A 21,155-nucleotide genomic window follows, 5' to 3' on the forward strand; every position below is an offset into this window, starting at 1 on the left:
GGGGACCCGACCGTCACGTCCTAGCCGGTGGCGAGGGGGATCCGCACCACGAAGCGGGTTCCGCGACCCTGCTCGCTCTCCACGTCGATGTCGCCGCCGTGCGCGTCCACGATCCCCTTGACGATCGGCAGTCCGAGCCCGGCACCGGGGAGGTGGGCGGCGACCGCGTGGGCACCGCGGTAGAGCCGCTCGAAGACGCGGGGCAGCTCCTCGGCGGCGACGCCGACCCCCTGGTCGGTGATCACGAGGACGCCATGGGTGGCCTGGGCCGAGAGCTCGACGACGACCCGCCCCCCGGCCGGGGTGAACTTGAGGGCGTTGCCGACGAGGTTGCGCACGACCTGGCCGAGCCGGGCGACGTCGCCGGCGACCCACAGCTGCGAGGGACCCGAGTGGTGGAGCTGGACGCCGGCCTCGGTCGCGGTTGACGCATGGTCACCCACGACGTCGGCGACGACGGCGACGAGGTCCGTCGGGGACGCGCAGAACGCCAGCCCGGAGGTCTTGAGCGACGCGAGCGTCAGCAGGTCCTCGACGAGCCGCAGCTCGCGCGCGGCGTTCCGCTCGATCACCGAGAGCAGCTCGGCCGCCTGCTGGGAGACGGCCTGCTCCCCCATGTCGACGAGGATCTCGGTGTAGCCGATGATCGAGGTCAGCGGGGTCCGCAGCTCGTGGGAGACGCTCGCGATCAGGTCGTCTCGCATTCTCGCGGAGGCCTCCGCCAGGGAGGGACGACCGCGCAGGTCGCGGACCGTGACGGCGAGCAGCGGCTCGCCCGCGTCCGACACGGGACTGGCCCACACCTCGACCGGCAGCTCGCCTGCGGGACCCACCGCGACCAGCTCCAGGCGCTCGCTGCTGACGACCAGCCCGAGGTCGGGGACCAGGTCGGCGACACGGGCGCCGACGAGCTCGTCCCGGGGGCGCCCGAAGAGGGACTCCGCCGCAGTGTTCGCGAAGCGGACCGCCCCGTCCCGCGCGACGACGACGAGCGCGTCGGGCGAGGCGTCCACGATCCCCGAGAGGACCTCAGGCGTGGGCTGGGAGAGCGTGGGCACCGCTGCATCCTAGGAACGCATTTCTCCCCCACCGCACACTTCTGTCACATCGTCACCGACGCGTGGGAGGTGCGTTACCCGGCCGTGGCCGAGGTGCCGTCGGCACCTGCGAGGGAGGCCACCTCGTCGGCGACGCCCCAGCTCAGCGTCACCCCGGCGCCGCCGAGCCCGTAGGCGTGCACGACGTGCCCCACGCGCTCGAGCCGCACCACCGGACGGGTCGGCCGGAGCCCCACCCGGGTCCGGAGCACGCGGGCGCCGGCGAGCTCCGGCACCAGCCTGGTCGCCCGCGCGAGGATCTCCCGCGTCACCTCGGCGACCGGGGCACGGTCCCACTCGCCCTCGTCGTCGGTGCCACCGACCACGACGTCGTCCGCGCGCGGCACGACGTACGTCGGTCCCGCACCGTCGAGCATCCAGCGGTCGATCCCCGGCTGCTCCACGATCGCGACCTGGCCGCGCACCGGGAGCACGGTCGGGTCGCCGGCGAGGTGGCGCGCCCCCAGCCCGGAGCAGTTGACGACCAGGTCTCCCCCGGAGGGCAGGGCCGCCAGCGCGAGGCGGGTCACCGAGCCACCGCCTGCGAGGACCCGGTCGCGCAGCCAGGTCAGGTAGACGGGCATCTCGACGACCGGGGCGAGGAACGACCAGCCGTCGACGTACCCGTCGGGCAGCCTCGGCCTCCGACGCAGGTCGGGCACCGCGGCGGCCCACCACGGGTCCGGCTGGGCCTCGGTGAAGACCTCGATCCCCTCCCGGAGCCGGACCCCGGTGGCGTCGTCGCCGGCGAGCTCGGTGAAGACCTCGCGCGAGCGGCTCGCCCAGGCCGTGACCCGGTCCTGCGGCAGGGCGCGGTAGGGGTACCAGAGGGCAGCGGCCACCGCCGAGGTCGTCTCGAGCGGCAGGTCGCGCGCGAGGACCGCCACGTCGTGGCCGTCCTCGAGCAGCCGCAGGGCACAGCTCAGCCCCACGACCCCGGCACCGACCACGATCACACGCACGGGACGATCCTGCCGTGGAGCGGCGCTGCTGTCAGGCGCCCGCCTCGCGCGGGGCGGTCGGGTCGTCGGCCTCGGAGGACTGCTCGCGGGCGACGTACTCCTCGATGTCCTCGATGTCGTCGCGGTTGCGCGAGACGACCGCGAGCAGGTCGGTCATGGTGGCGACCTCCTCGACCTGCTCCTTGATGAACCACTGCATGAACTGCTCGGAAGCGAAGTCGGACTCCTCGCGGGCGATCCGCAGCAGGCTGTTGATCTGCTCGGTGACGCGGCGCTCCTGCTCGAGCGCGAGCTGCACCGGTGCGACGACGTCCTCGAAGGTGGCCCGCGGGGCGTCGACGCCCGGGATCACGACCTCCGCGTCGGTGTCGAGGAGGTACTGGACCATCATCATCGCGTGCCCGCGCTCCTCGAGCGCCTGGCCGTAGAAGAGGGCCGCCATCTGCGGCATCGTCAGCGCGTCGTAGTAGACCGCGCAGGCGAGGTACTGGTTGTGGGCGGCCAGCTCGTTGCCGATCTGGGTGTTGAGCTGATCGACGAAGCGTGGTGCGGGCACTTCTCACTCCTGGGGTTCGCGAGTACGACGTCCGGTGCCGAGCATCGCAGGTGCGCTGTCCGGGTGCATCGAAGGTTTGCCTGTCCTCAGGCTGCCGTCCCGGCCTTCTTCGCCTGCTTGGCGGCCTTGATGCTGATGGCCTTCTCGACCGTCACCAGCTTGCGCTTGTGGACGGTGTAGCCGGCAGGAAGGCTGCCCTCCTTGAGCATGCGCAGGGGGCAGCGGTTGCACCGCGACTTCGACTCGCAGCACTTCTTCTTGGGGAGCTTCGCGAGGCCTGCCTCGCCCTTCTTCCCCTTCTTCTTGTCCTTGCCCACGGCGGCACTGTAGCAGCCTGCTTAGGTAAGCCTTGCCTCAACGTCGTCGCCGTCCCACGGAGTGACGCGCCAGCCGTCGGCGTCGATCTCGACCAGCACGTCCCCCGGCCCGTGCGGGTGCTCCCCCACGACCACCACCGTCTCGCCCCGATGACGGTCGGCGAGCTCGGCGAGGTCCACCGGGGCGTCGTACTCCGCGGCCGTCCGGATGCCTCCGGCGCCGACCGCCGGGCGCTCCCGCACCAGCAGGATCCGGGCCGGGCACTGCAGGTCGCTCATGGTTCGAGGCTATGCCTAGGCTGTCGGCATGCCTCGCGTCATCCCCGATCCGGTCGGGCCGGGCCAGGAGTCGGTCTGGGACTACCCCCGGCCACCGCGGGTCGAGCCGAGCAGCGAGACGGTCGAGGTGCGCCTCGGTGGCGAGCTCGTCGCCCGGTCGACGAAGACCTACCGCGTCCTGGAGACCAGCCACCCGCCGACGTACTACCTGCCGCGCTCGGCCTTCGCCGAGGGCGTGCTGCTGCCGGTCGACGGCACGACCCACTGCGAGTGGAAGGGCGAGGCCGCGTACTTCGACCTGTCGGCCGGTGGCCGTCGGGCACCGCGCGCCGCGTGGACCTATCCCCGCCCCGCCCACGGGTTCGAGGTGATCGGCGACCACCTCGCCGTGATGCCCGGCGCGGTCGACGCGTGCACGGTCGACGGTGAGGCGGTGCGTCCCCAGGAGGGCGGCTTCTACGGCGGCTGGGTGACCTCGCGCGTGGTCGGTCCCTTCAAGGGCGGGCCCGGTTCCTGGGGCTGGTGAGCCCCGGGCCGTCCGTCAGTCCAGCCCGTGGGCCCGGCGGATCTCGTCGACGATGCCACCCATGATCTCGGTGAGGCCGAAGTCCTTCGGCGTGAAGACGGCCGCAACCCCGGCCTCCCGCAGCCGGCGGCCGTCGGAGTCGGGGATGATCCCGCCGACGATCACGGGCACGTCGTCGAGGCCGGCCTCGCGCAGCCCGTCGAGCACCGTCGGCACCAGCTCCATGTGGGAGCCGGAGAGGATGGAGAGCCCGACGCAGTGGACGTCCTCCGCGACCGCGGCCGCGACGATCTGCTCGGGCGTGAGCCGGATGCCCTGGTAGATCACCTCGAAGCCGGCGTCCCGGGCCCGGACCGCGACCTGCTCGGCGCCGTTGGAGTGGCCGTCGAGGCCGGGCTTGCCGACCAGCAGCCGGAGCCGGCCGCCGAGCTCCTCACCGGTCTCCCGCACCCGGGCGCGCACGGCGGTCAGCTCCTCGCCCGCCTCCACGACCCCGACCGCGCCGGAGACGCCGGTGGGTCCGCGGTACTCCCCGAACACCTCGCGCAGCGTGGCCGCCCACTCCCCCGTCGTCGCACCGGCGCGCGCCGCGACCAGGGTCGGCGCCATCAGGTTGGCGTCGGTCTTGGCGGCTGCGGCCAGCGCGGCCAGCGCGTCGGTGACCTCGGTCTCGTCGCGCTGCGCCTTCCAGGCCGCCAGCCCCGCCAGGGCGGTCTGCTCGGCCTCCGGGTCCGCCGCCATGATCGCCCCGTCGAGGTCGGCGGTCAGCGGGGAGGGCTCGGTGGTCTCGTACCTGTTGACGCCGACGATCGTCTCCTCCCCCGACTCGATCCGCGCCCGGCGGGTGGCGTGGGAGGAGACCAGCTCCTGCTTCATGTACTCCACGGCCTCGATCGCGCCGCCCATCGCCTGCACCCGGTCGATCTCGGCCCGCGCGCCCTCGACCAGCTCGGCGACCTTCGCCTCGATGACGTGCGAGCCGTCGAAGATGTCGTCGTACTCGAGAAGGTCGGACTCGTAGGCCAGCACCTGCTGCAGCCGCAACGACCACTGCTGGTCCCAGGGGCGCGGCAGCCCGAGGGCCTCGTTCCAGGCGGGGAGCTGGACGGCCCGGGCGCGGGCGTTCTTGCTGAGCGTGACGCCCAGCATCTCCAGGACGATCCGCTGCACGTTGTTCTCCGGCTGCGCCTCGGTGAGGCCGAGCGAGTTGACCTGCACGCCGTAGCGGAAGCGGCGCATCTTGGGGTCGGTGACGCCGTACCGCTCCCGGGTGATCTGGTCCCACAGCTCGACGAAGGCCCGCATCTTGCAGGTCTCCTCGACGAAGCGGACGCCGGCGTTGACGAAGAAGGAGATCCGGCCGACCACCCGGCCGAAGTCCTCCTCGGAGACCTGGCCGGACGACCTCACCTGGTCGAGCACCGCGATCGCGGTGCACAGCGCGTAGGCCAGCTCCTGCGTCGGCGTCGCGCCGGCCTCCTGCAGGTGGTAGCTGCAGATGTTGATCGGGTTCCACTTCGGGACCTGGTGGACCGTGTACGCGATCATGTCGGCGATCAGCCGCATGGACGCCTCGGGCGGGAACGCGTACGTCCCCCGCGAGAGGTACTCCTTGATGATGTCGTTCTGGGTGGTGCCGGCGAGCTGGGCGGCGACCTCCTCCGGGGAGAGGTCGGGGTTCTGCTCCTCCGCGACCACCTGGTACATCGCCAGCAGCCACATCGCGACCGCGTTGATGGTCATCGACGTGTTCATCTCCGTCAGCGGGATGTCGTCGAAGAGCCGCCGCATCTCGCCCAGGTGGGGCACGGGCACGCCGACCTTGCCGACCTCGCCCCGGGCGAGCGGAGAGTCCGGGTCGTAGCCGGTCTGGGTGGGCAGGTCGAAGGCGACCGAGAGCCCGGTCTGCCCCTTGGCCAGGTTGGTGCGGTAGAGGGCGTTGGACGCCGCGGCGGTCGAGTGGCCGGCGTACGTCCGCATCACCCAGGGGCGGTCCTTCTCGCTCATGGCTCGAAGGGTAGGCCCGTGGGCTACGCGCTGGTAACCGCTTGGCCGTGTGGGGTTCTGCACACGATCTCGGTCCGCAGGAGGCGCTCAGGCGGCGTCGCGGTCGACCTCGACGAAGCGGATCAGGCGCGAGAGGTGGAGCATCCGGAGCACCTGGGGACCGCAGCCGCGCAGCGTCACGTGGTGGCCGGTGCGCGGGGCGGCGTGGCTGGCGTAGGCGAGCACCCGCAGCGCCGGCAGGTCGACGGACTCGACGTGGGTGAGGTCGACGACGACCTCGTGCTCGCTCTCCTCGAGGCGCTCGTGGAGCGCGGAGCGCACCCGGGAGGTGCTCCGCGCGTCGAAGTCGCCGCAGAGCACCAGCGTCGGACCGTCGGTGAGGATGTCCATCGTCTGCCCCGTTCTGCCGGTCCGCCCCGCGTCGGCCCGACCCCTCCGAAAGTCGCCACCCGTCCGGGGCGGCTCCCCCTGTCACCCACTATGACGCCCGTCACCCCGGATCGGTTGCCAAGGCCGCCCGATCAGGCCGCGTGTCGCGCAGGTGGCGGAGGATCGGACCACCAGACGGCGGCTGCGGTGCCGACGGCGATCAGGAGCATCCCCGCCACACCCGTCGGGGAGAAGATGTGGTCGACGTGGACGCCCCACGCACCCAGCGGCAGGGTCACCAGCGAGAGGGCGCGCACGCGCAGCCGGTGGACGCCGTCGACGAGCAGCAGCGTGGTCGCGAGCAGGAGCGCCCAGGAGCCCACCTCACCGACCGGGGTGCCGATCCGGAAGATCCACGAGACCTCTTCCGGCCGGGACGCCCCCGCCGGCAGCCGGCCGGTGACGTACCCGGCGGTGACGCCGCTGATCACGTCGAGAGCGGTGTAGGCGACGGCGTAGACGAAGGCGGCCGCCCTCACGCCCCAGGCGAGCGGGTCACGCCGCCCCCGCAGCGGCACGACCAGGCCCGCGCCGACGAGCGGGAAGACGAACATCCCGACGAGGTGCAGCCACAGCCAGGTGTCGGCGGACTCCGTGGTGAGCGAGTGGGGATGGACGAGCCCGGCGACGGCCAGCGCCAGCGCCGGAGCCGCGGCGAGCGCGGTGGTGGTGCTCCGCCGGTCCATGCCCCCGAACCTAGCGAGGCTCCCGTGAGCGGACGCGCTCCGGCGGAGTCCTACAGTGCAGCCATGGTCAACCTCACCCGCATCTACACGCGCACCGGAGACGGCGGCACGACCCGGCTCGGCGACTTCTCCGAGACCGCCAAGACCGACACCCGGCTGGCGGCGTACGCCGACGTCGACGAGGCCAACGCCCACATCGGCGTGGCACTGGCGACCGGGGACCTGGCCGAGGAGGTCGTCGGGGTCCTGACGCGGGTCCAGAACGACCTCTTCGACGTGGGGGCCGACCTGTGCACGCCGGTGGTGGCCGACCCCGAGCACCCGCCGCTGCGGATCGAGCAGGCCTACGTGGACCGGCTCGAGGGCTGGTGCGACGAGTTCAACGAGGACCTGCCGGCGCTGCGCTCCTTCATCCTCAACGGCGGCACCGCGGGCGCGGCCCACCTGCACGTCGCCCGCACCGTGGTACGCCGGGCCGAGCGCTCGGCCTGGGCGGCATGGGCGGACCACGCCGACTCCATGAACCAGCTCGCCATCACCTACCTCAACCGCCTCTCGGACCTGCTGTTCATCCTCGCCCGCCACGCGAACCGCGAGCTGGGCGACGTCCTCTGGGTGCCCGGCGGGGAACGCTCCTAGCCACCACGCCAGGCCCCCACGAGGGTCACGCCCTGCGCACCGCGCGCGGGGCCGGCTCGTCGTCGGCTCAGGCGGGCTCGTCGGCCCAGGCCGGCTCCCGCGCGACGGACACCAGCAGCGTCGCCGGCACCAGCAGCGCCGCCACGACGAGCAGCGACTCCAGCGTCCCGACCCGGTCACCGACGAAACCGAGGACCGGTGGGCCTGCGAGGAAGGCGACGTAGCCGATCGTCGACACCACGCTCACCCGCGCCGCCGCGCGGGCGGGGTCGTCGGCGGCCGCGCTCATCCCCACCGGGAACCCGAGCGAGGCCCCGAGGCCCCACAGCACGACCCCGAGCCCCACGAGCACGGGGTGGGGGCCGAGCACGAGCAGCAGCAGGCCGGCCAGGGCGAGCAGCGCCGTCGTCCGCAGCACCGGCACCCGCCCGAACCTGTCGAGCACGCTCGTCCCGAGCATCCGCCCGGCCGTCATCGCGGTGACGAAGGCCGCGAAGCCGGCCACACCGACCCACTGCGGGGTGTCGTACCCGTCGATCAGGGCGAGCGCCAGCCAGTCGTTGGCGGAGCCCTCGGTCAGCGCGAAGGCGAGCACCATCAGGCCCACCGCGAGGGTCCGCGGCTCCAGCCAGGCACTGGCGGCCGGCGCGCCGTGGGCCTCGGGCGCGGCCGGCAGGAAGGCCCGGGTGGTCCCGAGCACGAGCAGCGCAGCCGCCGCCGCGAGGACCAGGTGCCCGACCATCGGGACGCCCACCGCCGTCATCAGCACCCCGACCCCGGCGCCTGTGACGGTGCCCAGGCTGAACGCCGCGTGGAAGCGCGGCATGATCGCCCGGCCGAGCCGCTGCTCGACCGCGGCACCCTCGACGTTCATCGCGACGTCCCAGACGCCCGTGCCGGCGCCGTAGACGAACAGCCCGACGGCGGTGAGCCCCACCGAACCCGCGACGCTCGCACCCGCGGCCGCGACGGGCAGCCCGAGCGCCACCGCCAGACCGCCGGCACGGACCACCGCGGCTGCGCTCGACCGACGGATCAGCGCGCCGGCCGCGGGCAGGGCCAGCACCGAGCCGGCCGCCCCCGCCAGCAGCAACAGGCCGAGAGCGCTGTTGCCGAGGTCCAGCCCGCTGCGGATGTCGGGCACCCGGGAGAAGAGGGAGGCGAAGCAGAAGCCGTTGAGGACGAAGACGACGGCGACCGCGTTCCGCGCGGGGAGTACGTCGGTCACACCGTCGTGGCCGTCCCGGGCGGGGCCGCCTCCAGCCAGGCCTGCAGCCCGGTCAGGGAGCTGGTGGACATGGCGAGCTCGAGGTCGCCCTTCGGCGAGCTGCAGCGCACCACGACGTGGTCGGGATAGAGGGAGACCCGCTCGGGCCCCTCGGGGTCGCGGTGGCTGGTGTAGGAGAGCCCGTCGCGCAGCCACACCCGCTTGGGACGCGGCGCGAGGGAGAAGATGCGGAACCACTCCAGCGAGTCGCCGCTGTAGCGACCGAGCCCGAGAAGCCAACCGCGCCCGGCCCTCTCGGACCGGACGCGGTAGCTGAGCTCGAAGGTGCCGCCGTGGCGGGAGAGCACCCGGCGACGGATGACCAGGGCGAGGCCGTAGAGCAGGACGAGCACCAGCACGGCACCGGCTGCGTCGAGCAGCAGCTGCCAGAGCGGCATCCGTCCTCCTGACTGTCCACCCGGTCGGCCGATGGGCGTGGCGTCACCATATCGGGCGATCCGCGGCCCACGACCGTCGGTCATCCATCCCGGTCAGGAGGCTCGCTCGGCCGCCCGGATCCTGGCCTCCGCGTTGCGCACCCGTGCGAGGGCGTCGTCCTCGTCCTCGCCGGCCGCCTGGGCCCGCTCGAGGTCGTTGCGCGCCTTCTCGAGGTCGATGTCGCGGGAGAGCTCGGCGTACTCGGCGAGGACCGACACCCGGTCGTGGGCGACGGACAGGAAGCCCGCGCTCACGGCCGCGACCCAGGTCTCCCCGTCGACGGTGCGGATGTCCACCACTCCGTCGACGAGCAGCGAGAGGTTCGGTGCGTGGCCGGGCAGGACGCCGATGTCCCCCTCGGTGGTGCGGGCGATGACCATGGTGGCCTCGCCCGACCACACGAGGCGGTCGGCGGCGACCAGCTCGACCTGCAGGTTGGTGTCTGCCATGACGATCAGAGGCTCTTCTGGATCTCGGACCACTTCTTCTCGACGTCGTCCAGACCGCCGCACATGAAGAAGGCCTGCTCGGCCACGTGGTCGTACTCGCCGTCGGCGATCTTGTTGAACGCCTCGATCGTGTCGCCCACGGGGACCGTGGAGCCCTCGATACCGGTGAACTGCTTGGCGACGTAGGTGTTCTGCGAGAGGAACCGCTGGATCCGGCGGGCCCGGGACACGATGATCTTGTCCTCCTCGGACAGCTCGTCGACACCGAGGATCGCGATGATGTCCTGGAGCTCCTTGTTGCGCTGCAGGATCTGCTTGATCCGGATCGCGCAGCGGTAGTGCTCGTCACCGATGTACTGGGCGTCGAGGATCCGCGACGTCGAGGTCAGCGGGTCCACGGCCGGGTAGATGCCGAGCGAGGCGATCTCGCGGGAGAGCTCCGTCGTGGCGTCGAGGTGGGCGAAGGTGGTCGCAGGAGCCGGGTCGGTGTAGTCGTCCGCCGGCACGTAGATCGCCTGCATCGAGGTGATCGAGTGACCGCGGGTCGAGGTGATCCGCTCCTGCAGCACGCCCATCTCGTCGGCCAGGTTGGGCTGGTAGCCCACCGCGGACGGCATCCGGCCCAGCAGGGTCGACACCTCCGAACCGGCCTGGGTGAAGCGGAAGATGTTGTCGATGAAGAGGAGCACGTCCTGCTTCTGCACGTCGCGGAAGTACTCGGCCATCGTCAGCGCGGACAGCGCGACCCGCAGCCGGGTGCCCGGCGGCTCGTCCATCTGGCCGAAGACGAGGGCGGTCTGGCCGATGACGCCGGCCTCCTCCATCTCCGCGATCAGGTCGTTGCCCTCACGGGTGCGCTCACCGACGCCGGCGAACACCGACACACCACCGTGGTCCTTGGCGACGCGCGCGATCATCTCCTGGATGAGCACGGTCTTGCCGACGCCGGCACCGCCGAACAGGCCGATCTTGCCGCCCAGCACGTACGGCGTCAGCAGGTCGATGACCTTGATGCCGGTCTCGAACATCTGGGTCTTCGACTCGAGCTGGTCGAAGGCCGGCGCCTTGCGGTGGATGCCCCAGCGCTCCTGCACGTCGAGCGTCTCGCCCTCCGCGAGGTTGAGGCACTCGCCGAGGGCGTTGAAGACGTGGCCCTTGGTCGCGTCGCCGACGGGGACCGAGATCGGCCCGCCGGTGTCGGTCACCTGGGCACCGCGGACCAGGCCGTCGGTCGGCTGCAGCGAGATGGCGCGGACCATGCCGTCACCGATGTGCTGCGCGACCTCCAGGGACAGGGTCCGGGTCTCGCCGCCCAGCTCGAGCTTGGACTCGAGCTTGTTGTACATCTCGGGCATGGCGTCGACGGGGAACTCGACGTCGACGACCGGGCCGATGACGCGGGCGATCCGGCCCACGCCGGGCTCGGCCTTCTTCTCGGTGGTCTCAGAAACAGTGGCAGACATGTTCGTCTCTCTCACTCACTAGCGTTGATGGCGGTCATTCGCCTGCGGCGGCGTTGGCATCGGCGAGCGCGTTGACGCCACCGACGATCTCGCTGATTTCCTGGGTGATGCCGGCCTGACGGGCCTGGTTCGCGATCCGGGTGTACTTCTTGATCAGCTCGTCGGCGTTGTCGGTCGCGGCCTTCATCGCCTTCTGTCGGGCGGCGAGCTCCGAGGCCGCCGCCTGCAGCAGCGCGAAGAAGATCCGGCTCTGGACGTACTTCGGCAGCAGGCTGTCGAAGACCTGCTCCGGCGACGGCTCGAACTCGTAGAGCGGGAGCACGTCCTCGGAGGACGGCTTGTCCTCCCCCTCGACGACCTCGAGCGGCAGCAGGCGTACGGCGGTCGGCTCCTGCGTGATCATCGACCGGAAGCGCGTGTAGACCACGTGCACCTCGTCGACGGCCCGCTCGGTCGGCTCCTCGTCGCCCTCGCCGTCCATGAAGGCGTCGATGAGGGCCTGACCCACCTCCTGGGCCACCTCGTAGGAGGGCTGGTCGGAGAACCCGGTCCACGACTGGACGACGGGACGCTGGCGGAACTTGAAGTACGCCTCGCCCTTCCGGCCGCAGATGTAGGTGTCGACCTCCTTGCCCTCCTCGCGGAGCGTCTGGGCGAGCCGCTCGGACTCCTTCAGAACGCTCGAGGAGTACGCCCCGGCCAGACCCCGGTCACTGGTGACCACGAGCACGGCGGCCCGCGTGGGGTTCTCCGGCTCGCGCGTCATCGGGTGCTCGACGTTGGAGTACGTCGCCACCGCCGACACCGCCCGGGTGAGCTCGCGGGCGTACGGCGCCGCGGACTGGGCCCGCTGCTGCGCCTTGATGATCCGCGACGCAGCAATGAGCTCCATGGCACGGGTGATCTTCTTCATCGACTCCGTCGACTTGATCCGTGCCCGGTACTCACGCACTGACAAGGCCATCGGTCAGCCCCGCTTCTGCTTGACGATCTGCTCCTGGTCCTCGTCCTCCAGCGCCTCGGCCTCGGGCTCGTTGCCGACCTTGATCGCCCCGCCCTCGGAGGTCTCGAACTGGTCGAGGAAGGAGTTGTAGGCGTCCTCCAGCGACGTCGCGGTGTCGTCCTCGAACTTCTGGGACTCACGGACGGCGGAGAGGATCCCGCTGTGGGAGCGGCGCAGGTAGTCCAGGAACTCGCTCTCGAACCGGAGCACGTCCTCGGTGGGGACCTTGTCGAGGCGGCCGGTGGTGCCGATCCACAGCGACACGACCATCTCCTCCAGCGGGTACGGGGAGTACGCCGGCTGCCGCAGCAGCGCCATCAGGCGCGAGCCACGGTCGAGCTGCTGCCGGGACGCCGCGTCGAGGTCGGAGGCGAACATCGCGAACGCCTCCATGGCGCGGAACTGTGCCAGGTCGACCTTGAGCGAGCCGGTGACGGCCTTCATCGCCTTGGTCATGGCGGCACCACCCACGCGCGACACCGACACACCCACGTCGATCGCGGGGCGCTGGTTGGCGGCGAACAGGTCCGACTGCAGGAAGATCTGGCCGTCGGTGATGGAGATGACGTTGGTCGGGATGTAGGCCGAGACGTCGTTGGCCTTGGTCTCGATGATCGGGAGCCCGGTCATCGAGCCGGCGCCCATCTCGTCGGAGAGCTTGGCGCAACGCTCCAGCAGGCGGCTGTGGAGGTAGAAGACGTCACCGGGGTACGCCTCGCGGCCCGGCGGGCGGCGCAGCAGCAGCGACACCGCGCGGTAGGCCTCGGCCTGCTTGGTCAGGTCGTCGAAGACGATCAGGACGTGCTTGCCGTCGTACATCCAGTGCTGGCCGATGGCCGAGCCGGTGTAGGGGGCGAGGTACTTGAAGCCCGCGCTGTCCGACGCCGGGGAGGCGACGATGGTGGTGTACTCGAGCGCGCCGGCCTCCTCGAGGGCGCCGCGGACCGCAGCGATCGTGGAGCCCTTCTGGCCGACCGCGACGTAGATGCAACGCACCTGCTTGTCGGGGTCACCGGAGTCCCAGTTCTGCTTCTGGTTGATGATCGTGTCGATCGCGATCGTCGTCTTGCCGGTCGACCGGTCACCGATGATCAGTTGGCGCTGGCCACGGCCGATCGGCGTCATGGCGTCGATCGCCTTGATGCCGGTCGCGAGCGGCTCGTGCACCGACTTGCGCGCCATCACGCCCGGGGCCTGGAGCTCCAGCGCGCGGCGCTCGGAGGACTCGATGTCGCCGAGGCCGTCGATGGGGGTGCCGAGCGGGTCGATGACCCGGCCCATGAAGGCGTCGCCGACGGGCACGGAGAGGATCTCGCCGGTGCGGCGGACCGCCTGGCCCTCCTCGATCTTGTCGAAGTCACCCAGGACGACGACGCCGATCTCGCGGGTGTCGAGGTTCAGGGCGATGCCGAGGGTGCCGTCCTCGAACTCCAGCAGCTCGTTGGCCATGGCCGACGGCAGCCCGGAGACACGGGCGATGCCGTCAGCGGTCTGGGCGACCGTGCCGACCTCTTCCTTGCTCGCAGCGTCGGGCTGGTACTCGGACACGAAGCGCTGCAGCGCGTCCCGGATCTCCTCCGGACGGATCGAAAGCTCCGTCATCTCTGCCTCTTTCCTGGCTCTCGCGGTACTGGTTGATTCGGGTTGGGTGGGCCGGTCAGCCGGCCAGCTTGCGTCGGGCGTGGTCCAGCCGGGCGACCACCGTGCCGTCGATGACGTCGTCACCGATGGCGACCCGCATGCCGCCGAGCAGCGTCGGGTCGACCACGACGTTGAGGTGCACCTCGCGGTCGTACTGGCGGCTCAGCGCCTGCTCGAGGCGTACGCGGTCGGCCTCGGCCAGGGGCTGTGCGACCCGGACCTCCGCCACCCGCTCGTCGTTCACCGAGGCGGCGACCTTCTGGTACTCCTCCAGCGCGACCCCCACCGTGCGGTAGGAGCCGGACAGGGCCTGCTCGGACAGTGTCACCGTCGCCGGCAGCGCCTTGCCCTCGAGGAGGCCGCGGACCAGGGCCCGCTTGTCCTCGCGCGACCTGGTGGGGTCGGCGAGCGCCCCCGCAGGTCGTGGTTCTCCTCGATGGCCCGGTGGACCCCGAAGAGCTCGTCGGCGAGCCGGTCGGCGTCCGACGAGCCGGCGGACCGGACGACGGCCACGACACCGAGGTGCTCGAGGGCGTCGGCGAGGTCCCGCGTGGCGGTCCAGCGGCGGCGTACGGCGTCGGCGACCAGGTCGAGCGAAGTCGGCTCGACCTTGCCCTCGAAGAGGCTGCGCACCAGCCCGGACTTGGCGTCCCGGTCGGTCGACACGTCGGTGGCGACCCGGCGCAGGCCCGCCTCGGCGCGGAGCACCTCGGCGACCGCGAACAGGTCCTCACCCACCCTCGCAAGGTCGGAGCCCGACGCCTGCCCGAGTGCCTCGAGCAGGTCGGCGAGCGCCTCGGCCGACGCACCACGCATGGTCATCGGGCCTCGTTCCCCGCGCCCTCGGCGGCCTCGAGGTCGGCCAGGAAGCGGTCGACGACACGTGCGGAACGGTCGTCGTCCTCCAGGCTCTCACCCACGATGCGACCGGCGAGCTGCGTCGCCAGGGCGCCGACCTCGGCCCGCAGCGAGGCCACGGCCTGCTGCCGCTCGGCCTCGATCTGGGCCTTGCCGTGCTCGACGATCCGAGCCGACTCGGTCTGGGCCTGGTCGCGCATCTCGGCAACGATCTGCGCGCCCTGCTCGCGAGCCTCCTCGCGGATCCGGGCCGCCTCGTGGCGCGCCTCGCCGAGCTGCTGCTCGAGCTCGGCGAGCTTGGCGTCGGCCTCGGCCTGCTTGGTCTCGGCCGCGGCCAGGCCGCCCTCGATCGCCGTGGTGCGCTCGGCGTAGGTCTTCTCGAAGTTCGGCACGACGAACTTCTTGACCGCCACGACCACGATGCCGAAGACGATCAGCGCGAGGATGATCTCCGAGACGATCGGGAGCAGCGGGTTGTGAGCCTCTTCTGCCGCCCGGATTGCCGTGTCCATCACTGGGACTCCTTGGGACTACGTCAGATGGGCAGGACGAACGCGAGCGCGACCGAGATGATGAACAGCGCCTCGGCGAGCACGAAGCCCAGGATGGCGATGCTGCGGAGGCGGCTCTCGGCCTCCGGCTGACGGGCGACACCGCTGACGAGCGCGGCGAAGATCAGGCCGATGCCCACGCCCGGACCGATGGCGGCGAGGCCGAGACCGACCATGTTGATGGAGCCTTCCACGGCTGTTCCTTTCGTCGTTGACGACGATGACGTCGTCTCTCTTGTGTTGAGAACTGCGGGGTTGTTCAGGTGTGGCGGTGGATCAGTGTTCCTCGGCGATCGCTTCGCCGATGTACATCGCGGAGAGGAGCGTGAAGACGTACGCCTGCAGGAACATCACCAGCATCTCGAGGAAGCTGACGGCGATGCCCAGGGCGAACGAGAGGACGCCGACCCCGGCATAGAGGACGTTGCCGCTGGTGAGCAGCGCGGCGCCGCCGGTGGCGAACAGGATCAGCAGCAGGTGGCCGGCGAACATGTTGCCGAACAGACGGAGCGTGAGCGTGATCGGCCGGACGATGATGTTGGAGAAGAACTCCAGGGGCACCAGCAGCAGGAGCACCGGTCCCCCGATCCCCCCGGGCATCGTCTGGTGCTTGAGGTAGCCGAACGGGCCGTGCTTCCACACGCCGGCGCCGATGTAGACGGCCCAGGAGATCAGCGCGAGCGGCAGCACGAAGCCGATCCGCGAGAAGCTCGGGAACTGCAGGAACGGGAAGATCCCGTAGTAGTTGTTCACGAGGATGAACATGAAGAGCGCGAAGAGGTACGGCACGAACTTCATGAAGTGCTCGCCGCCGATGTTGTCGCGGGCGAGGCTGTTGCGGACGAAGCCGTAGACGGTCTCGCCGGCGAACTGGAGGCGGCTCGGCACCATCGCGGCCTTGCGGGCGCTCATCCAGGTGAAGCCGACGACCAGGACGGCCGAGAGGATGAGGAGCAGCATCGGCTTGGTGACGCCGAACTCGCCGACGTAGAAGACGGGCGGGAGCTCGAAGCTCCCCGGCCCGGGAGCGTGGAAGCCTCCACCCTCGCTGGCCCTGACGTCGAAACCGGTCGTGACGGTCACCTGGTCTCCTGCCTCACTGCTGCTCGTCCTTCCTGCCGCGCAAGCCGCCGAAGCGGCCGAAGGTCATGTAGATCCCGAGTCCTGCCCCCACGAAGATCCCGATGATCACGAGGAAGCTCGTCTCGAGCCAGCGATCGAGCGCCCACCCGACAAGACCGTAGAACAGGACACCCGTGACGAGGTAGCTGAACGCCTGCCAGGGATCGCCCTTCGGCGGGCCCTCTGCGGGTGGTGTGGGGGATGCGGGGGAAGCCATCGCGCCCCGGACAATAGCAGCCGCTCCGGGTCATCGTTCACCCCCGGTGGCCACGGTCCGGACAGGCGTCCCGCCACGGTGCCAGGTGACGATCTGGAGGGCCGTCCAGGTGAGCGTGACGACCACGACGGAGGCGGCGAGCCAGCGCGGGTCGAGGGTGTCCTCGAGCAGCGTCGACTGCCGCAACCGGGCGAAGAAGAGGACCAGGACGACGACCTGGAGCGCGTAGGTGACCAGCGCGACGAGCAGTCCCGAGCGGGGCTGGATCCGGGTGGCCAGGTCGACCGACACGGCACCGAAGGCGAACACCGTCAGCGTGACCGCAGCCCCGACGGCAGCGCCCGCGGCACCCGCGGAGCCGTCGACCGCGGCGCCGGCGACCACGACGAGGACCCCGGCCGCCACGCCCGCGGCAGCCGCGGCTGCGAGGGGGTGGAGGTGGTTCGAGGTCGTCATGTCGGGCGGCCTGTCCGGTCGGTTGTCGGAGTTCGTGAAAACTATCACAAAGTCCCGGAGCGGCCGAAACCGCCCCCCCTCACTCCTCGTCGTGGACGGCCAGGTGCGGCGGCTGCACGACCGGCACCAGGAAGGTCAGCGTGATCGTGATGGCGGTCCCGGCCATCAGCGCGGCCCACATCAGCATCCCGGTGTAGAGGCTCGCGAGGACCGTCCCGAAGGCGATCAGGGCCGCCCAGAGCCACATGATCACCACGGCCCGGCGCTGGCTGTGGCCGATCTCCAGCAGCCGGTGGTGCAGGTGCTGCTTGTCGGGCGCGAACGGGGACCGGCCCGCGCGGGTCCGCCGTACGACGGCCAGCGCCAAGTCCGCGATGGGGACGATCAGGATCGAGATCGGCAGCAGCAGCGGCAGGAAGAACGCGATGGGGTTCACGTCCGAGCCCGCTCCCCCGCGGCTGATCTCCGTGCCCTGGAACTGGGTCGTGAGGGTCAGGGCGCTGGCCGAGAGCACGAGCCCGAGCAGCATCGAGCCGCTGTCGCCCATGAAGAGCCGGGCCCGGTGGAAGTTGTGCGGCAGGAAGCCCGCGCAGGCGCCGGCGAGCGCCGCCGACAGCAGCGCGCCCGTGGTCGCCAGCGTGACCCGGTTGATGTCGGCGAGCTGATAGCTGAAGACGAAGAACGCCGCCGCCCCGATGCCGACCACGCCCGCGGCGAGGCCGTCGAGGCCGTCGACGAAGTTCACCGCGTTGATGGTCGCCACCACGATCACGGCGGTCAGGAGCGCCCCCTGCGCCGGGTCGAGCGAGAACTGCTCCCCGTTGGGGAGCGGAATGAAGACGAACTGGATCTGGGAGTAGATGAGGAAGGCCACCGCGATCACCTGGCCGCCGAGCTTGGTCAGGGCGTCGAGCTCGAAGAGGTCGTCGAGCACCCCGACCCCGCAGACCAGCCCACCCGCCAGCAGCACCGCTCCCGCGTCCTCGAACACGAACGGCCCGGCGGTGGAGAGGAAGGGCAGCTCGCGCGCCACGGCGTACGCCGCGACGAGCCCGCCGAACATCGCCAGCCCGCCGAGGTACGGGATCGGCTCGGCGTGGACGTCCCGGTCACGGACCTCGGCCACGGCGCCCGTGCGGATGGCGATCTCGCGCGCGAAGACGGTCAGCAGGTAGGTGACCGCCGCCGAGACGAGGAAGACCAGCAGGTACTCGCGCACGGGCCTCAGCCCTCGTCGGTCAGGGTGGCCCCGAGCGGCTCGAGCACGGCGTTGAGGTCCTCGAGGCTGAGGGCGCCCCGGCGCAGGACCCGCCCCTGGTCCCCCGTGACGTCCACGATCGTGGACGCCTCGCCCCCGGGGGCCGGGCCGGCGTCGACGATGACGGCGACCTCCTCCCCCAGCATCTCCTCGGCGGCCTCGGCGTCCAGCGCCGCTGGCCGACCGGTGAGGTTGGCCGAGCTGACCGCGAGCGGGCCGGTGCGCTCGAGGACGGCCAGGGCGACGTCGTGGTCGGGCATCCGGATCGCGACCGTGCCGCGGGTCTCGCCCAGGTCCCACTGCAGCGAGGGCTGCTGTCGGCACACCAGGGTCAGCGGGCCGGGCCAGAACTCCTCGATCAGGGCGCGGGCGTAGCCCGGCAGCCCGGTCGCGAGGGCGTCGACGGTCGTCGCGGCGCTCACGAGGACCGGCGGCGGCATCTCCCGACCCCGGCCCTTGGCGTCGAGCAGGTCGGCGACCGCGTCGGCGTCGAAGGCGTCCGCCCCGATGCCGTAGACGGTGTCGGTCGGGATGACGACCAGGTCGCCCTGCTGGACGGCCTGCGTCGCAGCCGCGATGGCTGCCTCGCGCTCGTCGTCGGTGCCGGTCGGAAGGCGCTGCGCGTGCGTCACGGGCCTTATGGTGCCAGCCGCGCCGTGACGTGGCGCGGACGCCCGGCCAGGTCCCGGTGGTCGCGGACCCGCTCCCACCGTCCGGCGGCCACGAAGAGCGCGGGTGCCGATTCCCCCTGGGCGTCGGCGTGCTCCGCCCCGACCCAGCCGCCGGGGCGCAGCAGTCGCGCCGCCCGCGCCTCGAGCACGCGGAGCGCGTCGAGGCCGTCCTCGCCCGAGAAGAGGGCGAGGTGCGGGTCGTGGTCCCGGGCCTCCGGCGCCACTGACTCCCAGGCGGTGAGCGGGATGTACGGCGGGTTGCAGGTGATCACGTCGACCGACCCGGCCAGGTCGTCGAAGGCTTCGGCCATGTCGCCGAGCCGGAGGTCGACCCCGGTGCCGGCGAGGTTGCGCTCGGCCCAGCGGTGGGCGTCGGGATCGAGCTCGACGGCGTGCACCCGGGCGTGGGGCACCTCGTCGGCAACGGCGCGGGCGATCGCACCGGACCCGGTGCAGAGGTCGACCACCACGGGGTCGGCGACCTCCCGGGCACGCTCGACCGCCCAGCCCGCCAGCAGCTCGGTCTCCGGCCGCGGCACGAAGACGCCCGGGCCCACCGCGAGCTCGACGTGGCGGAACGCGGCGGTCCCGAGCAGGTGCTGCAGGGGCTCCCGCGCCGCCCGCCGGGCCAGCAGCGCGTCGTAGGCCTGCTGCTGCTCGGGGGTGACCGACTCCACCAGCGGGAGGCGTCCGAGCCCGAGGCCCAGCACGTGCGCGAGGAGCTCGTCGGCGTCGCGCTCCGGCGAGGCGACCCCCGCCTCGCGGAGCCGGTCGGCGGCGGCCCTGCGGAGCGACCGCACCGTCACTGCTCCAGGGCGGCCAGCCGGGCCTCGAGGTCGGCCCGGACGCAGGACTCGAGCACCGGGCCGAGGTCGCCGTCGAGCACCTGGTCGAGGTTGTAGGCCTTGTAGCCGGTGCGGTGGTCTGAGATCCGGTTCTCGGGGAAGTTGTAGGTGCGGATCCGCTCGGAGCGGTCGACCGTCCGGACCTGGCTGCGACGGGCCTCGCCCGCGGCGGCGTCGGCCTCCTCCTGCGCGGCCGCGAGCAACCGGGCGCGCAGGATCCGCATCGCCTGCTCGCGGTTCTGGAGCTGACTCTTCTCGTTCTGGCAGCTGACGACGATCCCCGACGGCACGTGGGTGATCCGGACGGCCGAGTCGGTGGTGTTGACGCTCTGCCCGCCCGGACCGCTGCTGCGGAAGACGTCGATGCGCAGGTCGTTCTCGTCGATCGTCACGTCGACCTGCTCGGCCTCGGGCATCACGAGCACCCCGGCTGCGCTGGTGTGCACCCGGCCCTGGGACTCGGTGACCGGCACCCGTTGGACGCGGTGCACGCCGCCCTCGAACTTCAGCAGCGCGTACGGCGCCTGCCCCGGCTCGGAGGTCCCCCGGGCCTTGACCGCGACGGTGACCGACTTGTAGCCGCCGAGGTCGGACTCGGTGGCGTCGAGGACCTCCGTCGTCCAGCCACGCGTCTCCGCATGACGGGTGTACATCCGCAGCAGGTCGCCGGCGAACAGGGCGGACTCCTCGCCACCCTCCCCCGACTTCACCTCGAGGATCGCGTCCTTGGAGTCGGCGGCGTCCCGAGGCACGAGCAGGTGCTGGAGCCGCTCGGCGGCGACAACCAGCCGCGCCTCCAGCGCATCGGCCTCGTCCGCGAAGTCCGGGTCGTCGGCCGCCAGCTCACGGGCTGCCACGAGGTCCTCGCCCAGCGCCCGCCACTCCTCCCAGGCCCGCACGATCGAGGAGACCTCGGCGTAGCGCTGGTTGAGGCGCTTGGCGAGTCCCTGGTCGGCGTGCGTGGCCGGGTCGGCCAGCTGCTGCTCGAGCACGGCGCGCTCGTCGACCAGCCCGCTCACGGCCTCGAACACGGTGACTCCTCGCTCGGCGACGGACGGACGCGGAAATGCAAGCACCGGCCACCCAGTCGGATGGCCGGTGCGGGCGGCGTGGCTACTTCTTGCCTGCCTTGGCGTAGCGGGCCTCGAAGCGGGCGACGCGGCCGCCGGTGTCGAGGATCTTCTGCTTGCCGGTGTAGAACGGGTGGCACTGCGAGCACACGTCGGCGTGGATGGAGCCGCTCGTCGAGGTGCTGCGCGTGGTGAACGTCGCCCCACAGGTGCAGGTGACCGTGGTCGCGACGTAGTCGGGGTGGATGTCCTTCTGCATGGTGTCCTCTCTCGAGTCGCCGGGTCGCACCCGCGGACGCGGGCAGCGTGAACCGGAACCTCGGCACAGTGTGCCACTCCCCTCAACGA

Annotated in this window: 28 protein-coding genes; 2 read left to right on the forward strand and 26 right to left on the reverse strand. The window is 71.5% G+C overall.

Annotation, left to right across the window (positions count from 1 at the left end; translation table 11 throughout):
- Positions 1-20 precede the first annotated feature (20 nt).
- From EXE57_RS05070 to EXE57_RS05090, 5 genes are all read right to left on the reverse strand, one after another.
- Complete coding sequence (locus EXE57_RS05070) at positions 21-1,058, reverse strand: ATP-binding protein (protein WP_135074587.1); 1,038 nt, start codon at positions 1,056-1,058, stop codon at positions 21-23.
- 74 nt (positions 1,059-1,132) lie between these two features.
- Positions 1,133-2,059, reverse strand: coding sequence for an FAD-dependent oxidoreductase (locus EXE57_RS05075; protein WP_135074590.1), 927 nt, complete (start codon positions 2,057-2,059; stop codon positions 1,133-1,135).
- A 31-nt stretch (positions 2,060-2,090) separates the two neighbouring features.
- On the reverse strand, positions 2,091-2,615 hold the full coding sequence (locus EXE57_RS05080; protein WP_135074592.1) for a ferritin: 525 nt from the start codon (positions 2,613-2,615) through the stop codon (positions 2,091-2,093).
- Between the two features lie 86 nt (positions 2,616-2,701).
- Complete coding sequence (locus EXE57_RS05085; RefSeq protein WP_135074594.1) at positions 2,702-2,932, reverse strand: hypothetical protein; 231 nt, start codon at positions 2,930-2,932, stop codon at positions 2,702-2,704.
- A 21-nt stretch (positions 2,933-2,953) separates the two neighbouring features.
- Positions 2,954-3,211: a hypothetical protein gene (locus EXE57_RS05090; protein WP_135074596.1), complete on the reverse strand. Its 258-nt coding sequence runs from the start codon at positions 3,209-3,211 to the stop codon at positions 2,954-2,956.
- Between the two features lie 28 nt (positions 3,212-3,239).
- Here EXE57_RS05090 and EXE57_RS05095 point away from each other — a divergent pair, with 28 nt between their 5' ends.
- The gene (locus tag EXE57_RS05095) at positions 3,240-3,737 is read left to right on the forward strand and encodes a DUF427 domain-containing protein (RefSeq protein ID WP_135074598.1); all 498 of its coding nucleotides are present in this window, start codon (positions 3,240-3,242) and stop codon (positions 3,735-3,737) included.
- Between the two features lie 15 nt (positions 3,738-3,752).
- Here EXE57_RS05095 and EXE57_RS05100 read toward each other — a convergent pair whose 3' ends face one another.
- From EXE57_RS05100 to EXE57_RS05110, 3 genes are all read right to left on the reverse strand, one after another.
- Complete coding sequence (locus tag EXE57_RS05100; protein ID WP_208542976.1) at positions 3,753-5,744, reverse strand: protein meaA; 1,992 nt, start codon at positions 5,742-5,744, stop codon at positions 3,753-3,755.
- 87 nt (positions 5,745-5,831) lie between these two features.
- Positions 5,832-6,134, reverse strand: a complete 303-nt coding sequence (locus tag EXE57_RS05105; RefSeq protein ID WP_135074602.1) for an STAS domain-containing protein — start codon at positions 6,132-6,134, stop codon at positions 5,832-5,834.
- Positions 6,135-6,265: 131 nt separating this feature from the next.
- Positions 6,266-6,859, reverse strand: a complete 594-nt coding sequence (locus tag EXE57_RS05110; protein WP_135074604.1) for a hypothetical protein — start codon at positions 6,857-6,859, stop codon at positions 6,266-6,268.
- Positions 6,860-6,922: 63 nt separating this feature from the next.
- On the opposite strand from EXE57_RS05110, the gene EXE57_RS05115 reads away from it, so the two are divergent.
- Positions 6,923-7,498 carry a cob(I)yrinic acid a,c-diamide adenosyltransferase gene (locus EXE57_RS05115; RefSeq protein WP_135074606.1) on the forward strand — a complete coding sequence of 192 codons (576 nt, stop codon included), beginning with the start codon at positions 6,923-6,925 and terminating at the stop codon, positions 7,496-7,498.
- A 67-nt stretch (positions 7,499-7,565) separates the two neighbouring features.
- On the opposite strand, the gene EXE57_RS05120 is transcribed toward EXE57_RS05115, so the two are convergent.
- From EXE57_RS05120 to rpmE, 18 genes are all read right to left on the reverse strand, one after another.
- Positions 7,566-8,726 (reverse strand): MFS transporter, encoded by a 1,161-nt coding sequence (locus tag EXE57_RS05120; RefSeq protein WP_135074608.1) that lies wholly within the window; start codon positions 8,724-8,726, stop codon positions 7,566-7,568.
- Positions 8,723-9,163, reverse strand: coding sequence for a DUF2550 domain-containing protein (locus tag EXE57_RS05125; protein ID WP_135074610.1), 441 nt, complete (start codon positions 9,161-9,163; stop codon positions 8,723-8,725). Before EXE57_RS05125 ends, EXE57_RS05120 begins: the two co-directional genes overlap by 4 nt.
- Positions 9,164-9,256: 93 nt before the next feature.
- Positions 9,257-9,652 (reverse strand): F0F1 ATP synthase subunit epsilon, encoded by a 396-nt coding sequence (locus EXE57_RS05130; RefSeq protein ID WP_135074612.1) that lies wholly within the window; start codon positions 9,650-9,652, stop codon positions 9,257-9,259.
- Between the two features lie 5 nt (positions 9,653-9,657).
- Complete coding sequence (gene atpD, locus EXE57_RS05135) at positions 9,658-11,130, reverse strand: F0F1 ATP synthase subunit beta (RefSeq protein WP_425271702.1); 1,473 nt, start codon at positions 11,128-11,130, stop codon at positions 9,658-9,660.
- 19 nt (positions 11,131-11,149) lie between these two features.
- Positions 11,150-12,079, reverse strand: coding sequence for a F0F1 ATP synthase subunit gamma (locus EXE57_RS05140; RefSeq protein WP_135074616.1), 930 nt, complete (start codon positions 12,077-12,079; stop codon positions 11,150-11,152).
- A 3-nt stretch (positions 12,080-12,082) separates the two neighbouring features.
- Positions 12,083-13,720, reverse strand: a complete 1,638-nt coding sequence (gene atpA, locus EXE57_RS05145) for a F0F1 ATP synthase subunit alpha (RefSeq protein ID WP_135074618.1) — start codon at positions 13,718-13,720, stop codon at positions 12,083-12,085.
- 55 nt (positions 13,721-13,775) lie between these two features.
- The gene (locus EXE57_RS20125; RefSeq protein WP_244247074.1) at positions 13,776-14,129 is read right to left on the reverse strand and encodes a F0F1 ATP synthase subunit delta; all 354 of its coding nucleotides are present in this window, start codon (positions 14,127-14,129) and stop codon (positions 13,776-13,778) included.
- On the reverse strand, positions 14,084-14,581 hold the full coding sequence (locus EXE57_RS20130; protein ID WP_244247000.1) for a F0F1 ATP synthase subunit delta: 498 nt from the start codon (positions 14,579-14,581) through the stop codon (positions 14,084-14,086). The genes EXE57_RS20125 and EXE57_RS20130 overlap by 46 nt, the downstream gene beginning before the upstream one ends.
- The gene (locus EXE57_RS05155; RefSeq protein ID WP_425271710.1) at positions 14,578-15,117 is read right to left on the reverse strand and encodes a F0F1 ATP synthase subunit B; all 540 of its coding nucleotides are present in this window, start codon (positions 15,115-15,117) and stop codon (positions 14,578-14,580) included. Before EXE57_RS05155 ends, EXE57_RS20130 begins: the two co-directional genes overlap by 4 nt.
- 35 nt (positions 15,118-15,152) lie before the next feature.
- Complete coding sequence (gene atpE, locus EXE57_RS05160; RefSeq protein ID WP_279633190.1) at positions 15,153-15,362, reverse strand: ATP synthase F0 subunit C; 210 nt, start codon at positions 15,360-15,362, stop codon at positions 15,153-15,155.
- 82 nt (positions 15,363-15,444) lie between these two features.
- Entirely contained in the window at positions 15,445-16,251 is an 807-nt protein-coding gene (atpB, locus tag EXE57_RS05165) for a F0F1 ATP synthase subunit A (protein WP_135074622.1), read from the reverse strand.
- A 13-nt stretch (positions 16,252-16,264) separates the two neighbouring features.
- The gene (locus EXE57_RS05170) at positions 16,265-16,507 is read right to left on the reverse strand and encodes an AtpZ/AtpI family protein (RefSeq protein WP_135074624.1); all 243 of its coding nucleotides are present in this window, start codon (positions 16,505-16,507) and stop codon (positions 16,265-16,267) included.
- 30 nt (positions 16,508-16,537) lie between these two features.
- Positions 16,538-16,963 carry a Cg1360 family ATP-synthase-associated protein gene (locus tag EXE57_RS05175; RefSeq protein WP_135074626.1) on the reverse strand — a complete coding sequence of 142 codons (426 nt, stop codon included), beginning with the start codon at positions 16,961-16,963 and terminating at the stop codon, positions 16,538-16,540.
- A gap of 79 nt (positions 16,964-17,042) precedes the next feature.
- Positions 17,043-18,182, reverse strand: coding sequence for a glycosyltransferase family 4 protein (locus EXE57_RS05180; RefSeq protein WP_135074628.1), 1,140 nt, complete (start codon positions 18,180-18,182; stop codon positions 17,043-17,045).
- A 5-nt stretch (positions 18,183-18,187) separates the two neighbouring features.
- Positions 18,188-18,853: an L-threonylcarbamoyladenylate synthase gene (locus EXE57_RS05185; protein WP_135074630.1), complete on the reverse strand. Its 666-nt coding sequence runs from the start codon at positions 18,851-18,853 to the stop codon at positions 18,188-18,190.
- Positions 18,854-18,858: 5 nt separating this feature from the next.
- Entirely contained in the window at positions 18,859-19,698 is an 840-nt protein-coding gene (gene prmC / locus EXE57_RS05190; RefSeq protein WP_135074632.1) for a peptide chain release factor N(5)-glutamine methyltransferase, read from the reverse strand.
- Positions 19,695-20,768: a peptide chain release factor 1 gene (gene prfA, locus EXE57_RS05195; RefSeq protein WP_135074634.1), complete on the reverse strand. Its 1,074-nt coding sequence runs from the start codon at positions 20,766-20,768 to the stop codon at positions 19,695-19,697. Before prfA ends, prmC begins: the two co-directional genes overlap by 4 nt.
- An 82-nt stretch (positions 20,769-20,850) precedes the next feature.
- Positions 20,851-21,066 carry a 50S ribosomal protein L31 gene (gene rpmE, locus EXE57_RS05200; RefSeq protein ID WP_135074636.1) on the reverse strand — a complete coding sequence of 72 codons (216 nt, stop codon included), beginning with the start codon at positions 21,064-21,066 and terminating at the stop codon, positions 20,851-20,853.
- Between the last annotated feature and the right edge of the window lie 89 nt (positions 21,067-21,155).

It is taken from the genome of Nocardioides euryhalodurans (assembly GCF_004564375.1).
GTDB classification, from domain to species: domain Bacteria; phylum Actinomycetota; class Actinomycetes; order Propionibacteriales; family Nocardioidaceae; genus Nocardioides; species Nocardioides euryhalodurans.